Genomic DNA, 15901 nt, shown 5'->3' with positions numbered 1-15901 from the left:
TTGAGAACCAATATGACCGATTTAACAACCTTTACCATTGCACAAGCTCGTGATTCTCTCATAAAGAAAGAGTTCAAAGCAACTGAATTAACAGAAGCTTATTTAAAAGCAATTGAATTGGCTAATCCAACTTTGAATGCTTATGTGACAATAACAGCAGAAGAAGCAAGAAAAATGGCTGCTGAATCAGAGTGCCGTTTGGCTAGAGGGCAGGGGAGAGCTTTAGAAGGAATTCCGTTGGGAATTAAGGATCTTTTTGCCACACAGGGGGTTCATACTCAAGCTTGCTCATATATTCTTGATGGTTTTAAACCGCATTATGAATCAACGGTATCTGCTAATTTATGGCAGGATGGAGCTGTTATGTTAGGTAAGCTCAATATGGATGAGTTTGCTATGGGGTCTTCCAATGAGACGTCATATTATGGTCCTGTCATTAGTCCATGGAGAAAAAAAGGCTCCCATGAGAAGCTGGTGCCTGGTGGTTCATCTGGTGGTTCTGCAGCTGCTGTTGCCGCGCGGATTTGTGCTGGTGCAACAGCAACAGATACAGGCGGTTCAATACGCCAGCCAGCGGCATTTACTGGAACAGTAGGAATTAAGCCAACTTATGGGCGTTGTTCACGATGGGGTACTATCGCTTTTGCTTCATCACTTGATCAAGCTGGGCCTATCGGACGTGATGTTCGCGATTGTGCTCTTTTGCTTAAATCAATGGCTTCTTTTGATAAAAAAGATTCTACTTCTGTTAATTTACCGGTCCCTGATTATGAAAGCTATCTTGGTCAATCAATCAAAGGAATGAAAATTGGAATTCCAAAAGAATATCATATGGAAGGAATGTCTTCTGAAATTATTGATCTTTGGCAAAAAGGAATGAATTGGCTAAAAGAAGCGGGTGCTGAAATAAGCGATATTTCATTACCCCATACAAAATATGCTTTGCCTGCTTACTACATTGTCGCTCCTGCAGAAGCATCTTCTAATTTGGCACGCTATGATGGTGTTCGTTTTGGTCTTCGTATACCAGGAAAAGACGTTATTGAAATGTATGAAAATACCCGTTCAGCTGGTTTTGGAGATGAAGTTAAACGTCGTATTTTGATTGGTACTTATGTTCTCTCATCGGGTTATTATGATGCTTATTATTTAAGAGCCCAAAAAGTTCGAACATTGGTAAAGCGTGATTTTGATCAATGTTTTGCGTCCGGTATTGATGCTATCCTCACACCGGCAACACCAACACCCGCCTTTAGTATTGCCGATGAAAAAATAAAAAAAGATACTGTAGCAATGTATCTCAATGATATTTTTACTGTGCCCGTTAATATGGCTGGTCTACCAGGTATCTCTGTTCCTGCTGGTCTTTCAGAAAATGGACTACCACTAGGATTGCAATTGATTGGTAAACCTTTCGCTGAGGAAGTTATCTTTCAGATAGCGTACATTATAGAACAAGCAGCAGGCGTGTTCAGCCCAGAGAAGTGGTGGTTGTAAGAAATCGGGAATTTTATGAAAAGAATTTCATAAAAACATTGTTCTCTTAAAATAGCGCGTTTTTTTGAAAAGGGGCACTGTTGACTTTTTAATGCTGTGTAGTTTTTATCCACCAAGATATGCTTCTTTAACACGTGGATCAAAAAGCATCGTTTTGCCTTCACCATGAAATAAAATGTGCCCTACCTCTAAAATATAGGCATAGTCAGCAATCGAAAGCGCAGCAAATGCATTTTGCTCAATAAGAAGAATGGTTTTTCCCATATCATTAATTTTTCGGATAATTGAAAAAAGTTCTTTTACAAGAAGTGGTGCTAAACCTAGAGAGGGTTCGTCTAATATTACCATGTCAGGATTACTCATGAGTGCACGACCTACAGCAAGCATTTGCTGCTCACCACCAGACATTGTTCCGCCCAATTGTTTTGCCCTTTCACGTAAACGTGGAAAGAGATCAAATACCCATTCAATATCACGAGCAATTGCTAGCTTATCATGGCGAATATAAGCACCTAGGTGTAGATTTTCTAAAACAGTGAGGTGGGGCATGATACGCCGCCCTTCAGGACTGAGAGCAATGCCTAAGCGTAAAATTTTTTCTGGTGATTTTTTAATAATTGATTCGCCTTTATAGGTAATTTCTCCATAAACAGATCGGTTGAGTCCTGTAATAGAGCGTACAATGCTACTTTTTCCTGCTCCATTGGCGCCAATTAAAGTTACTATACTCCCCTTTTTTATAGACATAGAAAGGTTTTGGATAGCTTTAATGGCACCATAATGAACGTGAAGATTTTTGATTTTAAGAATATCCATAAACATCTCCGCCAAGATAAGCTTCAATAACTTTAGGGTTGTTACGAATTTCATCCGGTGTACCATTGGCAATACAACAGCCATATTCCATTACCCAAATATATTGGCAAAGCCCCATAACAACTTTCATATCGTGTTCTATAAGCAGAATTGTAAGATCAAAGTCTTTCTGCACTTTTGCTATGAATTTTCTAAGATCCTCACTTTCCTGTGGATTCATACCCGCAGCAGGTTCATCAAGAAGCAGCAATTTTGGCTTTGTCGCTAGAGCACGTGCAATTTCTAGACGTCGTTGTACACCATAGGGCAGAGTCATTGCCGATTGATTCGCAAGATGATCAAGCTGAAGCCGTTCAAGAAGTTCCATTGAATTTTTATGGACTTCTCGCTTTTCTTTTATTGCTTTTGGAAAAAACAGTGCTGAAGAAAACCACGGATATTTTTGTCGAACATGAGCTCCTACCATAACATTTTGCAAAACTGTCAATCCTGAAAAAAGGCGAATATTTTGAAATGTTCGTGCAATATGGCGTCTGCAGATAATATAAGGAGAAGATCCAGAAACTTTTTTACCATCAAAAAGAATTGTTCCACTTGTGGGAGCATAAAATCCAGAAATCATATTAAAAACTGTCGTTTTTCCAGCTCCATTTGGACCGATTAATCCAGTAATTGTTCCCCGTTTAATTGTCATATTAATGTCATTTACAGCAACCAAGCCGCCAAAACGCATCAAAACATTGTTGAGTGAAAGGATGGTGTCGTTCATAGCTTTCCCTCAGTATTAGAGAGTTTCTTACGTGTCAAAAAGCTATAAATTCCATTCCATGAGAATTCATGTTGTCCCAACAACCCTTTTCTCCAAAAGAGGATAATGACTAGCAATAAAAGAGAAAAAACAACCATACGAAGCCCAGGTGTCTCTGGAATATGGACAAAACCCAAATCAAAAGGACTTTCAATAATACGAAGCCATTCAAGCATCACTGTAATAATAATGCTCCCAAGAACGCTTCCTGTAATTGAACCAAGCCCACCAGCAACAACAATCATTAAAATATTAAATGTTAGGAGAAAATTAAACATTTTTGGATCGATCGTTGAAATGAGAGCAGCCATTAATGCTCCTCCTATACCTGCAAAAAATGCACCAACAGTGAAGGAAAAGCTCCGGTAGAAAAAAGCGTTAACACCCATTGTTTTCGCGGCGATTTCATCATCACGAATAGCACGTAATACGTTGCCAGTATTGCTTCGTAGTAAGAGAATAATAAAGAGAATTGTAAATGCTAACCAACCATAGTTCCACCATAATGTCGCCTTTTGAGGTATTCCTTTAATTCCCAAAGAACCATTTGTCAGGGATGAGGCATTCGTAATGACAATACGAATAATTTCTGCAAAACCCAATGTTGCAATTCCAAGATAATCACCACCAAGCCGTAATATAGGAAGAGCAATCAATAAACCTACAACTGCAGCAGATAAACCACTTATAACAACGGCAATAAAAAAAGGAAATTGGAGATGATGCAACGGTTCAGCTATAGGATCAAGAATCCACATCATTTCTTTTTGTTCAGGAGAAAGAAGTAAAATTGCACAGACATAAGCACCAATAGCCATAAAGCCAGCATGTCCTAGAGAAAACATACCGGTAAAACCGTAAATCAAATTAAGCGAAATTGCCAATATTGCGTTAATAGCAATAAGATTGATGATACGAAGGGTATAGTCATTAAAATGGTTGTCAGCATAAAATAAAAAACCGATAAGAATAAAAATACTGATACAGGATAGAAAAGTTGTAGCTGATTTTACCATTAGATCTTCTCCTGACTTTTTTTACCCATTAATCCAGTAGGCATTATCAATAAAATCAGAATTAATAAAATAAAAGCGAAAGCATCTCGATATCCAGATAATGCGGGAAAAAATGCAATAATCATAATTTCAATAAATCCTAATAACAATCCCCCCAACATTGCTCCTGGAATTGAGCCAATCCCTCCAATAACGGCAGCGATAAATGCTTTGAGGCCAGGAAGAACCCCCATATAAGGTTGAATTTGAGGATAGCGTAACGACCACATAATCCCTGCAATAGCAGCAAGCGCTGAGCCTATGCCAAATGTAAATGCAATAACTTTATTGACAGAAACACCCATCAAACGGGTCGTTTCAATATCATGTGAGATTGCACGCATAGCAAGACCAGGTTTTGTTTTATGGATAATCCATAACAGTAAAATGATAAGAATAAACGAAACAGTAGGAACAATTAGAGACATTGGAGCAATTATAATGATTCCGTCTACTCCTGACTTTAAATGCCATAGGAACGGTATTACAAGAAAATCTGGTTGTTTTACTCCTTTGGGGACACCACTAAAGAGTACAGTAGAGAGATTTTCAATAAAGAAGGAAACTCCAATTGCGCCGATAAGTGCTGAGATACGAGGAGCATGACGCAAAGGTTTATAAGCGAATTGATCAACAGTAATACCCACGGCGCTTGTAATAAAAATTGAAAAGCACAAGGCCAATATCCAAATCGGTGTAAAATCTCGTGGGGCAATTTTAAAATAGTAAATAAACCCTAAGATAAGGACTAAAAAAACAGCAATCCAAAAAGTTGAAGGGCGCTTTTTGTATCCTATAAATACCGAATAATAAATAAGAATTGCTAGAAGAAAAAGAAGAACTGCAGTCCAAGCAGGCATAAAGCTAATTGTAGAAAAGAAAACAAAATATGCCCCTAGCATAAAGATGTCACCGTGAGCAAAATTAATAAGCCTCAATATGCCGTAGACCATGGTGTAACCAATAGCGATAAGTCCATAAAGAGATCCCAATGCCAGTGCATTAAAAAAATACTGGATGAACATTTCAGTGCTCATCTATTATCCTTCCACATTTGTTAATTCATACAGGATAAAATAAGAAATCATCAAATTTCAGTTGAGGAAAAGCCCTCTACTATCTCTTGAGATCTTGACTACAAAAATTGCTGATTTTTTAAAAAGCAGGTTTAACTTCATCTAAATAGACACGTTTTCCACCCTTTATTTCAATTATACCAATAGGAATTTTAGGATTATGATTTTCGTCCATAGACATATCACCAAAGGGGGTTTGAAAATCTTTTAATTTGCTAAGTGCTATAGTGATCTTTTCACGATCTGCACTACCAGCATTTTCAATGGCTTTCATAAACATCATATAACTCGTGTATCCCAAAACAGAATTGATATTGGGTTCTTTACCAGGATAAGCTGCTTTCCACTCATTTGTGAATTCTTGTGCAGCTTTTGACATATTCGGCATGTCTTCACTATAGGGAAGTGTCGTATGTAAAAAACCTTCTGCAGCTTCTCCTGCAATTGTGATGGTTTCTGGATTATCCATGGCATCTCCACCCATAATCCGAAACTTTGCACCTAGCTCGCGTGCTTGTTTCATAATAATGGCACCTTCAGAAAAGTAGGATGGAATAAATAAGATATCAGGTTTTTGTGCTATAATCTGTGTAAGAACAGCTGAAAAATCCTGATCTCCAGAATTGTAGTTTAAATTTGAGATAATCTCACCACCTAGCTTTTTGAAAGCACGCGAGAAATAACTTGCAAGGCCAATTGCGTAATCACTTGATATATCTTTCAGAATAGCCGCTTTTTTTGCATGTAAAGTTTGACGCACATAAGTTGCAATTCCAATTCCTTGATAGGAATCTATGAAGCAAGCGCGAAAGTAATATTTCTTACCTTGTGTAACAAGTGGGTTCGTTGAAGAAGTTGCAATGGTTGGAGTCTTTGCTTTTTCAGATATTTCTCCACCAGCCAACGAGAGTGAAGAGCCATAACTACCAATAATTCCATTAACTTGTTCACTGGCGGTTAAACGCATAACAGCATTAGCAGCTTCTACTTTATCAGATTTATTATCAATAATAACAAGCTCTACTTTACGTCCCAATATTTCTGGAACTTTTTTATGTGCCAATTCTATGCCTCCAATTTCAAGTTGTCCTCCAAATGCATTTTGACCACTTAATGGAAGGTAAACACCAATTTTGATAGGTTCATTCGCATAAACATTTGTTACAAGTGCCATGATAGCTGCGAGGTTGGTGAGGATTTTCTTCAATTGCATTATGCACTTTCCTTGAATGAGTTGAGGTTTTTGCACCTTATCGTGAACTTCTTCATCATGCAAGTTACACATTCATGAAAATATTACTGATGAAAAATCTCTTCTTTTTCAATTGTAAGATATGTAGGGCGTATGAGCAAACATTTTTGTGAATATTCGTGTTGATATTCACATGAGGAGGTACGACAATATGGGGAAATCTTATCTTGGGGCTTGCGTGTTGATGCAAGAGCAATGTTTACTTAAATGTAGAGAATCAATATCGTACAATTAAAGCTACAGGATCACGTTTTATTATGACCAGTAAAGATGCATTAAAGGATTGTTCCCTATCTGAGGGCAGTGTAGGTGCTTATGGTGAAATTATTGAAATCAGTGGTGTCATTAAGTGGTTTGATAGTAGTAAGGGGTATGGATTTATTGTGCCTGATTTGCCTAATTTCCCCGATATATTATTACATGTTACTGTCATGCGGAGAGATGGTTTTCAAACAGCGTTAGAGGGTGCTAAAGTGATCTGTGCTGTGGAGAAAACTGAGCGGGGATTGAAATGTGTTCAAGTGAAATCCATAGATTTCTCTTCAGCAGTTCATCCGTCAGAAATTCCGGCTCGTACACATGTTGTTGTGACACCAGAAAGCGGTTTAGAGCGTGCGATTGTTAAATGGTTTAATCGAGATAAGGGATTTGGTTTCCTTAGCCGTGGGCAGGGAACAGAAGATATTTTTATTCATATGGAAACATTGCGTCGTTTTGGTTTAGCAGAGCTTCGTTCTGGTCAGGTTGTCCTTGTACGTTTTGGTAAAGGGGAAAAAGGCTTAATGACAGCAGAAATTTATCCAGATATCGGGATTCCGTTTGCTACGCATTAAACTCCTTCTTAAATCTATATACTCTGCTCTTGTTCTTTTTGATAGAAAGATCGCTAGCGATAAGAGGTATTAAAGTGAACAGCATTTGCAAGAAAGAGTTCATCTGTACAGTCATAAATCAAATAGAGCAAATTAAACTGTTGCATTGAATGCAATAAAAAGATGAACTTTTGTATTTTTTTTACTTTAAAAATTTTGATGTTTCTATTTTGTAAAACAAAATTAAAGAATTGTTTGCCGTGGAGATAAAAATGTTAAAACCTTTTGAAAAAGGGTATATCGTTATAGTGACGCTGTTTTTCTTTTTAGAAGTGAGCCTAGTCGTAGCAAAGACACCTATCGAGATTCCTGTTGATCCAGTTCCTTTAGAAATACAAACAAAGCAAGGTACAATCTCTTACAAGGTAGAGATTGCTTTTACTCCGTCTCAAGCAACAGCTGGTTTAATGTATCGCACTCATTTTCCCCGAGATCGGGCAATGCTCTTTAAACAGCAGAAAAGTGAGCAGTTAAAGGATACGCAGGAATTTTTTATGTGGATGGCAAATACACCTCTGCCCTTAGATATGATTTTTTTAAATGCTGAGGGAGTTATTGTGTCGATTGTCGAGAAAACTTTACCATTTTCAACGGATATTATTGCGTCGAGAGTTCCTGCAACTTTCGCTCTTGAGGTTAATGCCGGTGAAGTTTCCGAAAAACAAATACAGAAGGGACAACGTGTTATTCATCCTGCTATTTGTGGAAAATGCGAAGGTGATAAAAAATGACAGCAGAGGATCTTCGTTTTTTTGAATATAACGGTTTGCAATTTGCTTATCGAGAAGAAGGGCAGGGAGATCCTATTTTGTTGATCCATGGCTTTGCATCTTCTGCACGTGTGAATTGGTACGCTACAGGTTGGTTTCGTGTCCTCACTGAAGCAGGGTATCGTGTTATTGCTCTTGATAATCGTGGTCATGGAGATTCTGTTAAAAGTTACGATCCTTGCTTTTACACACCTCAAGCCATGGCTGAAGATGCAATGAGTTTGTTGCAGCATTTGGAGTTATCTAAAGCTCATGTCATGGGATATTCTATGGGGGCTCGAATTAGCGCATTTATGGCTCTTTTGTATCCAACATATGTACACAGTATCATTTTTGGTGGTTTAGGTATTGGTATGGTGACGGGAGCAGGGGATTGGCAACCTGTCGCTGAGGCTCTTTTAGCAGAAGATATTTCCACGATTACCAATCCACGTGGCTTAATGTTTCGTAAATTTGCAGACCACACGAAAAGCGATAGACGTGCTCTCGCAGCTTGTATTATCACATCAAAACAGGAGTTAACAGCAGCTGAGCTCTACAAACTTAAACAACCTGCACTCGTTGCTGTTGGTTCATTAGATGACATTGGCGGTGAAGCAGAACCGTTGGCAGCTTTGTTACCTTGTGGTGAAGCGTTACCAATTCCTGATCGAGACCATATGCTTGCTGTTGGAGATAGGGTCTATAAGGAGGGTGTCATTAATTTTCTTTCTCGTTATCCTATCGTATAAAATGCCCATGGATTTTATATGTTTGCAAAAATATCCAATATTTTTTATCTTGGATAAAAGTAAAAAACTTATTTAGCTGTTTGTCTATCATTATCAAAAGGAATTTCTTTATAAAAAAGCAGTTAGAAAGGATGAAAGATCTCTTTATTTTATAGAATTTTATTTTGATAAAAAGAAAAAATTATAAGTGATTGATCAATATTCCGTCAGAGGGTGCTTATGAACGTAAAAGCTAAAAATTGGAGATAAAGTAGAAATTATTTAAAATTTACGGTTTTCTAACCGTTTTTTTACTTTTGCAGTTATATGAATATATTTCACAATGGTAGACCTTTTAGTGAATGTGTTAAGAGAGTGCTTTTTCGAATATAGCTAATATAGAAAATTGAAAATAAAGTTTTTACTATCATTACAGAAATCTTAGGAGTGCTTTACCCGCCTTACAAGCGTTAATTTAGGAGTCTTAAAAAATAGGAGAGCATAGTGAATGCTGATGAAATAAAAAAACTTGATAATTACTTTAAAAATATATTCCAAAATTCAGCATTGCAAGTAAAAGCGCGGCCTAAAAAAACTGATTCTTGTGAAGTTTATATTGGTAATGAATTTTTAGGTATTATCTATCGAGATGACGATGAGGATGAGTTATCATACAATTTTTCAATGGCTATATTAGATATTGATTTAGGAAATTGATTCGTCCCCAATAATATTGAGTAAGATTCATATGAGTTTTAATGCTTTAAAGCTTGTATATTCATTTCGTGCGATAATAAGATGGTCATGAATAGTAATCCCTAACGCATTTGCTGCGTCTTTTAATCTGTATGTCATCGTTACATCTGCTTGAGAAGGTCTAGCATCCCCAGAGGGGTGATTATGCACTAAGATAAGTCCTGATGCAGATAATTCTAAAGCTCGAGATATGACTTCACGGGGATAGACAGGGGTGTGATCAATAGTTCCAGTTTGTTGGACTTCATCAGCAAGTAAACCATTTTTTTTATCAAGAAAGAGAACACGAAATTGTTCGCGTGTTTCGTGCGCCATGACGGCTTTACAATAAGCTAATACTTTATCCCATGATGAAAAAATATCACGTTTATACAATTCTGCGCGAGCAAGACGTCCAGCAACATCTGAAATAATTTTTAAATCGATTGCAGTTGCTGGACCACATCCTTGAACTTCTTGAAGTCGATGAATATCAGCTCTCAATACGTCTGTTAGTGAGCCAAAATGTGCTATTAAATTTTTGGCTATTGGTTTTGTATTTGCGCGGGGAATCGTGCGAAAAAGCAATAATTCAAGGTATTCATAATCTTCAAGTGCACTTCCTTTTGATTTTAAATAGCGTTTACGGAGACGTTCACGATGTCCTTGGTAATGTTTATTTATCTGTAAATTTCTCTGAACTTTTTCACTTTTTGTTTCTGGTTTTGGGGTAAGTGGAGATTGTGATGTCGATGCAAAATGATGACTTTGGATATCTTTCTTTTTACTTATCTTCTTAGCCATGACATTTCTACATTTATTTAAGCGCTTGAGTTTGGAATATAAAAAATATTTTTAGGAGATTGTGTAAAAACTTCACATCCTTCACTTGTTATACCAATTGTGTGTTCATACTGTGCAGTAAGAGATCTATCACGTGTAACAGCAGTCCAGCCATCAGATAAAATCTTAACTTGTGGTTTTCCAAGATTAATCATTGGCTCAATTGTAAACATCATACCTTGTTTGAGTTCTATTCCTTCTCTAGGATTTCCATAATGTAAAATATTAGGCGCATCATGAAAAAGTTGACCGATTCCGTGTCCGCAAAAATCTCTTACAATTGAGCAACGTTCAGATTCTGCGTAGCGTTGAATGGCGGATCCAATATCACCTGTGGTAGCTCCAGGCTTGACTATGGCGATTGCTCTCATAAGACTCTCGTGCGTTATTTTTAGCAAACGTTCTGCAGCACGTCTGATTTTTCCAACAGGGTACATGCGGCTTGAATCTCCATGCCAACCATCGAGAATAAAGGTTACATCAACATTAACAATATCGCCTTCTTGTAAGGGTCTTTTATTCGGGATGCCATGGCAAACAACGTGATTAATTGATGTGCAGCATGAATGTCCATATCCATGATAATTCAGATCAGCAGGAAGAGCTCCTCTTTCGGCTCCAAAAATGAAGACAAAATCATCAATTTCTTGTGTAGTAACGCCAGGCTTAATAATATCCATAAGTGCATCAAGGCATTCTGCAGCAATACGACCAACTTCACGCATTTTAGCAAAAGCGTGCTCATCAAAAATGCGAATTTGCCCGTTAAATTTTAAGGGGATTTTATTATATTCAATATAATCAGTCATTATTTTTTCTGTTTTCTATTTCCACTCGATGAATCTGTTTTCTATTTCCACTCGATGAATCTGTTTTCTATTTCCACTCGATGAATCGGAAAAATACCTTTTGTACTTACGTGACACTTTACAGCATAAAATTCTACTCCCGATTCTAATGCTAAATCAAATTTACGTCCATAAGCTGAATCAAGATCATGGCAGATTTTAAAAGCTGAGCAATCTTCCCGTTGAATTACATAAAGCATAGCAGCTCGTTTTCCTTGTTGCACAACTTTTATCAGTTCTTCAAGATGACGTGTGCCACGTTTTGTTACGGTATCAGGAAATTCCGCTAATCCTTCTTGGCGAATAAAATGAACATTTTTAATTTCTAGATAACAGTCAGGGCGGATGCCATCACGCAGAAGAAAATCAATTCGTGATTGTGTACCATAGCATTGTTCCTTCAAAATTGTTTTGTATCCGTTTAACTCTGGTAACAAATCATTTTGAAGTGCTTCTAGGGCAAGTTTGTTAGGCAAAGTCGTATTGATGCCAACTAAAGTATCATTTGCTTCAACAATTTCTAATTGATATGCATATTTTCGCTTGGAATTGTTATTATATGAAAGCCAAATATTGGAGTTCGGGGTTGTCAAACCGAGCATCGATCCTGTATTAGGGACCGCCACAGTAAAAATGTGCTGATCTTCTCGTTTAACATCAGCAAGAAAACGTTTATAACGGCGGATAAGTTTTGCAGGAAAAAGTTTAGAAATAAAGAGCATGTTCCTTATTTTAGAATTTATGATTTGATAATTCAACCCAGTTTGTTATCTATAAGCTTTATAGCATACTTCATTAAAGCATTTTTGATGCACGAAAATGTCATGAGAGTTTACTCAATCACTCTAAGTCATTAAAAAAACGAAGTTTATTTGTTTTTATAATTCATTTTTAATTTTTAAGTTGTTACTTCCCCATAACTTCTGGATAAAAGAACAATATTGATATTATTTTGTTGTTAAAAGGTTATTTGGAAGAATGTTCTCTTAAGAATGTATGAAATTAGGAAAAATTAATGGCTGGAACCAATAGGAATCGTAAAAATTTAACAAAGGGTCCAATTATTATTTTGGTCGAACCGCAATTGCCTGAAAATATTGGTATGGTAGCAAGGGCAATGGCAAATTTTGGGCTCTCTAAGCTTCGATTAGTTAAACCTCGAGAAGGATTTCCAAATGAAAAAGCTATAGCTGCTGCGAGTAAAGCAGATCATGTTATTAATGACACTGTTACTTTTGACACGTTGCGTGATGCAATTGCAGATTTGCATTATGTTTTTGCTACAACAGCACGTGAAAGATGTGGTTTTAAGACTGTAAAAAGTGCTGTTGAAGCAGCGAATCTATTACGTCAGCGTGAAAACATTGGACAGAAAACCGGCATTTTATTTGGAAGAGAAAGGTGGGGATTAGAAAATGATGAAATAAGTCTTGTTGATAAAATTATTACTTTTCCGGTTAATCCTGCTTTCGCTTCACTTAATATCGCACAAGCGGTTTTGCTTATGTCTTATGAATGGATGAAATCAGGTTTAAAAGATATGAATGATACGGCTTTTCGTGCGGTAGAGATGGAGCCAGCAAATAAAGCAACGTTTCATGGTTTTTTATCTCAGTTAGAAGATGCTTTAGAGATCCGTGGATATTTTAGACCTCAAGAACGCAAAGAGGTGATGCTTGCAAATCTGCGCTCTGTTTTTACGCGTGCTAATTTTAGTGAATCTGAGGTGCGCTTGCTACGGGGAATTGTCTCTTCATTGGATCATTTTTCACCTAAATTTCCGCGAGGCAGTGGGGCGCCTGCAGGTCGTGAACGTAAAAAATTAAAAACAAGTGTGAAAACTGATGGATGATCGGCCTATTCTTTTTTTTGATAGTGGCATTGGCGGTTTAACAGTGTTGAAGGAAGTGCGCTTTCTTATCCCTGAAAGGCAATTTATTTATGTTGCTGATGATAGGGGATTTCCTTATGGAAATTGGGAAGAAAATCTCTTAAAAAAACGTATTTTAAAGGTTTTTACAAATCTTTTAACACTTTATAATCCTGCTTTATGTGTAATCGCTTGCAATACCGTTTCTACATTGATGATGGCAAATTTGCGAAAGAAATTTTCCCATATCCTTTTTGTAGGAACGGTTCCTGCAATTAAATCAGCAGCTGAAAAAACAAAATCTGGTTTTATTTCCGTATTGGCCACTCCTGGAACAGTTAAGCGTGCTTATACGCGTGAATTAATCAATAGTTTTGCTGCACAATGTGATGTTAAACTTGTTGGAAGTGAAAAACTTGCCGAATTTGCTGAAGATTATTTACGTGGAAAACCTATTGATTTAAAACAGTTACGTCACGAAATTCTTCCCTGTTTTGTTGAGAAAGATGGCAAATATACGGATATTATTGTTTTAGCTTGTACACATTATCCTTTTTTAATTGATTTTTTTCGTGAACAAGCTTTATGGCCCGTTGAATGGATTGATTCAGCTAAAGCTATAGCCAAACACACAAGATCATTATTATCAACAAAAGTGCAGCCAAAAATCATAAAGAAGCATAAAGATTTTGCATTATTTACATCGCAAAATATAACTTCCTCGACAGAGCGTTTGTTAAAAGAGTTTGACTTAAATATTATGAAAGGAGTTGACTTTATGGGCTGATATCAATAAAGTTTCTTTAGCTTTTTCTTTCGAGAAAATGATATTAATTGACGTGTCCCGTGGATGACTTTGCATGTTATGTTAAGATGTCCTGTCAGTCTTTTGGTTTGAAGGCAGAGGAGGGCGCGTTTCCTTAAGATCTTTCTAAGAGATCTTGTGTTCTATTTTTAAAGGAAATGCGATGAGTAAACGCGAAACAACGAAATATAAAATTGACCGCCGTATGGGAGAAAACATTTGGGGGCGTCCAAAATCTCCAGTAAATCGCCGTGATTATGGACCAGGTCAACATGGGCAACGCCGTAAAGGAAAGCTTTCTGATTATGGTGTCCAATTGCGTGCTAAACAGAAGTTAAAAGGATTTTACGGTGATATCTCAGAAAAGCAATTCCGTAAAACTTATGAAGAAGCTGCTCGGCGGCGTGGTGATACTGGTGAAAATCTTATCGGACTTTTAGAGTCGCGTTTGGATGCTGTTATCTATCGTGCAAAATTCGTACCTACGATTTTTGCCTCTCGCCAATTTATCAATCATGGACATGTTAACGTAAATGGGCGGCGTACCAATATTCAATCATATCGTTGTAAGCCAGGTGATGTTATTGAGGTTCGTGAAAAGTCAAAACAACTTGTTTTGGTTTTAGAATCCGTACAGTTAGCTGAGCGTGATGTGCCTGAATATATTGAAGCGGATCATAATCAGATGAAAGCAACGTTTACGCGTGTTCCTGCTTTTGCGGATGTTCCTTATGCTGTACAAATGGAACCCAATTTGGTTGTTGAATTCTATTCTCGTTAAGTTCTCTAAAGAGAGTGGAGCATTCTCTATACGGTATGATGTTGCTTTATAGTTTTTGAAGCTAACAGGTGTTTTTGTGAATGGTGTTATATCAAAGTTTGTTGTTGTATTTTACAACAGCATAATTTGTATAGCTCCGTTTCTTTTCACAGATAAATAAACGAAGCATTTGTTTAAGCAACGTTAAGTCTTTGTCTGTTTCTGTTATTTTAGTAGAATAAGCTGTTTATTATACAGAATATGGCATTATGGATCATGTTTCAGACGAATATCAAGCAATGAAAAAGAATGTAAAAAAAAATGATTCTTTGACAAAAGAAGCTGATGATTGTCATCCAATATTTCGGTCTGCTCCTTCAACTATCGAGTTTAATAAATTGCGTAAACGACTTCTTCGCCATGTGCGGCAAGCGTTTGATGATTTTTCTATGCTTTCTTCAGGAAAAAAATGGCTTATTGCTTTGTCGGGCGGAAAGGATTCTTATGGACTCTTAGCGCTTCTTCTCGATTTAAAATGGCGCGGACTTTTACCTGTTGAAATTCTAGCTTGTAATCTTGATCAGGGACAACCAGGATTTCCAAGACATATTCTTCCAGACTTTTTAAATTCTTATCAAATTCCATATCGTATTGAATATCAGGATACTTATTCTATTGTCACAGATAAATTGGCAGATACACAAACATATTGTTCACTTTGTTCTCGATTGCGACGTGGTAATTTATATCGTATCGCACGTGAAGAGGGATGTTCTGCATTGGTTCTTGGTCATCATCGGGATGATGTTTTAGAAACGTTTCTTATGAATTTATTTCATGGTGGCCGATTAGCCGCTATACCTGGAAAGCTGATAAATGATGAAGGAGATCTGTTTGTTTTGCGCCCTCTTGTTTACGCTGCTGAGGAAGATATGGAGAAATTCTCTCAAGCAATGCGCTTTCCTATCATTCCTTGCAATCTTTGTGGCAGCCAAGATGGTCTACAACGCAATGCAATGAAAGAAATGCTAAAAGATATTGAAAAAAGGATGCCTAAACGTAAAGATACCATGATTCGCGCCTTAACAAATGTTCGTCCAAGTCATTTGCTTGATAAAAAACTTTTTGATTTTCAAAACTTGTTATAAAATTTAATTATTACGCACGATGAGTTTCAATCTTAT

Annotated in this window: 17 protein-coding genes; 9 read left to right on the top strand and 8 right to left on the bottom strand. The window is 37.0% G+C overall.

What is annotated here, in order from left to right; all coding sequences use genetic code 11:
- The first annotated feature begins 12 nt into the window (after nt 1–12).
- Nucleotides 13–1497 carry an Asp-tRNA(Asn)/Glu-tRNA(Gln) amidotransferase subunit GatA gene (gene gatA, locus AC0QT1_RS03655; RefSeq protein ID WP_473200433.1) on the top strand — a complete coding sequence of 495 codons (1485 nt, stop codon included), beginning with the start codon at nt 13–15 and terminating at the stop codon, nt 1495–1497.
- Nucleotides 1498–1602: 105 nt separating this feature from the next.
- Here the strand turns inward: gatA and AC0QT1_RS03650 are convergent, their stop codons facing one another.
- From AC0QT1_RS03650 to AC0QT1_RS03630, 5 genes are all read right to left on the bottom strand, one after another.
- Entirely contained in the window at nt 1603–2313 is a 711-nt protein-coding gene (locus tag AC0QT1_RS03650; protein WP_473200434.1) for an ABC transporter ATP-binding protein, read from the bottom strand.
- Complete coding sequence (locus tag AC0QT1_RS03645) at nt 2300–3082, bottom strand: ABC transporter ATP-binding protein (protein ID WP_473200435.1); 783 nt, start codon at nt 3080–3082, stop codon at nt 2300–2302. The genes AC0QT1_RS03650 and AC0QT1_RS03645 overlap by 14 nt, the downstream gene beginning before the upstream one ends.
- Nucleotides 3079–4137, bottom strand: coding sequence for a branched-chain amino acid ABC transporter permease (locus tag AC0QT1_RS03640; protein WP_473200436.1), 1059 nt, complete (start codon nt 4135–4137; stop codon nt 3079–3081). The genes AC0QT1_RS03645 and AC0QT1_RS03640 overlap by 4 nt, the downstream gene beginning before the upstream one ends.
- Entirely contained in the window at nt 4137–5213 is a 1077-nt protein-coding gene (locus AC0QT1_RS03635) for a branched-chain amino acid ABC transporter permease (protein ID WP_473200437.1), read from the bottom strand. The genes AC0QT1_RS03640 and AC0QT1_RS03635 overlap by 1 nt, the downstream gene beginning before the upstream one ends.
- A gap of 118 nt (nt 5214–5331) precedes the next feature.
- Nucleotides 5332–6465, bottom strand: coding sequence for an ABC transporter substrate-binding protein (locus tag AC0QT1_RS03630; protein ID WP_473200438.1), 1134 nt, complete (start codon nt 6463–6465; stop codon nt 5332–5334).
- 296 nt (nt 6466–6761) lie between these two features.
- Between AC0QT1_RS03630 and AC0QT1_RS03625 the strand changes: the two genes are divergently transcribed.
- From AC0QT1_RS03625 to AC0QT1_RS03610, 4 genes are all read left to right on the top strand, one after another.
- On the top strand, nt 6762–7337 hold the full coding sequence (locus AC0QT1_RS03625) for a cold-shock protein (RefSeq protein WP_473200439.1): 576 nt from the start codon (nt 6762–6764) through the stop codon (nt 7335–7337).
- Nucleotides 7338–7588: 251 nt separating this feature from the next.
- Nucleotides 7589–8107 carry a DUF192 domain-containing protein gene (locus AC0QT1_RS03620; RefSeq protein ID WP_473200440.1) on the top strand — a complete coding sequence of 173 codons (519 nt, stop codon included), beginning with the start codon at nt 7589–7591 and terminating at the stop codon, nt 8105–8107.
- Nucleotides 8104–8877 carry an alpha/beta fold hydrolase gene (locus tag AC0QT1_RS03615; RefSeq protein ID WP_473200441.1) on the top strand — a complete coding sequence of 258 codons (774 nt, stop codon included), beginning with the start codon at nt 8104–8106 and terminating at the stop codon, nt 8875–8877. Before AC0QT1_RS03620 ends, AC0QT1_RS03615 begins: the two co-directional genes overlap by 4 nt.
- A 483-nt stretch (nt 8878–9360) precedes the next feature.
- Nucleotides 9361–9573: a DUF3126 family protein gene (locus tag AC0QT1_RS03610; RefSeq protein WP_473200442.1), complete on the top strand. Its 213-nt coding sequence runs from the start codon at nt 9361–9363 to the stop codon at nt 9571–9573.
- Between the two features lie 27 nt (nt 9574–9600).
- Here AC0QT1_RS03610 and radC read toward each other — a convergent pair whose 3' ends face one another.
- The 3 genes from radC to sfsA are packed head-to-tail and all read right to left on the bottom strand — an operon-like array spanning nt 9601 to nt 12004.
- A complete protein-coding gene (gene radC / locus AC0QT1_RS03605; RefSeq protein ID WP_473201660.1) occupies nt 9601–10395 on the bottom strand; it encodes a RadC family protein in 795 nt (264 codons plus the stop codon).
- 17 nt (nt 10396–10412) lie between these two features.
- Nucleotides 10413–11243, bottom strand: coding sequence for a type I methionyl aminopeptidase (gene map, locus AC0QT1_RS03600; protein ID WP_473200444.1), 831 nt, complete (start codon nt 11241–11243; stop codon nt 10413–10415).
- Nucleotides 11244–11284: 41 nt separating this feature from the next.
- Nucleotides 11285–12004, bottom strand: a complete 720-nt coding sequence (sfsA, locus tag AC0QT1_RS03595) for a DNA/RNA nuclease SfsA (protein ID WP_473201659.1) — start codon at nt 12002–12004, stop codon at nt 11285–11287.
- A gap of 293 nt (nt 12005–12297) precedes the next feature.
- Here sfsA and AC0QT1_RS03590 point away from each other — a divergent pair, with 293 nt between their 5' ends.
- The 4 genes from AC0QT1_RS03590 to ttcA all read left to right on the top strand — a co-directional run bounded on the left by AC0QT1_RS03590 (nt 12298) and on the right by ttcA (nt 15865).
- Nucleotides 12298–13134: an RNA methyltransferase gene (locus AC0QT1_RS03590; RefSeq protein ID WP_473201658.1), complete on the top strand. Its 837-nt coding sequence runs from the start codon at nt 12298–12300 to the stop codon at nt 13132–13134.
- Nucleotides 13127–13939 (top strand): glutamate racemase, encoded by an 813-nt coding sequence (gene murI, locus AC0QT1_RS03585; protein WP_473200447.1) that lies wholly within the window; start codon nt 13127–13129, stop codon nt 13937–13939. Before AC0QT1_RS03590 ends, murI begins: the two co-directional genes overlap by 8 nt.
- 181 nt (nt 13940–14120) lie before the next feature.
- Complete coding sequence (rpsD, locus tag AC0QT1_RS03580; RefSeq protein ID WP_473200448.1) at nt 14121–14738, top strand: 30S ribosomal protein S4; 618 nt, start codon at nt 14121–14123, stop codon at nt 14736–14738.
- Between the two features lie 248 nt (nt 14739–14986).
- The gene (gene ttcA, locus AC0QT1_RS03575; RefSeq protein ID WP_473201657.1) at nt 14987–15865 is read left to right on the top strand and encodes a tRNA 2-thiocytidine(32) synthetase TtcA; all 879 of its coding nucleotides are present in this window, start codon (nt 14987–14989) and stop codon (nt 15863–15865) included.
- The last annotated feature ends 36 nt before the right edge of the window (nt 15866–15901 follow it).

It is taken from the genome of Bartonella sp. P12B, assembly GCF_055796185.1.
The sequence above is the reverse complement of the archived record's forward strand: the minus strand, read 5'-3'. Positions and strand labels throughout refer to the sequence as shown.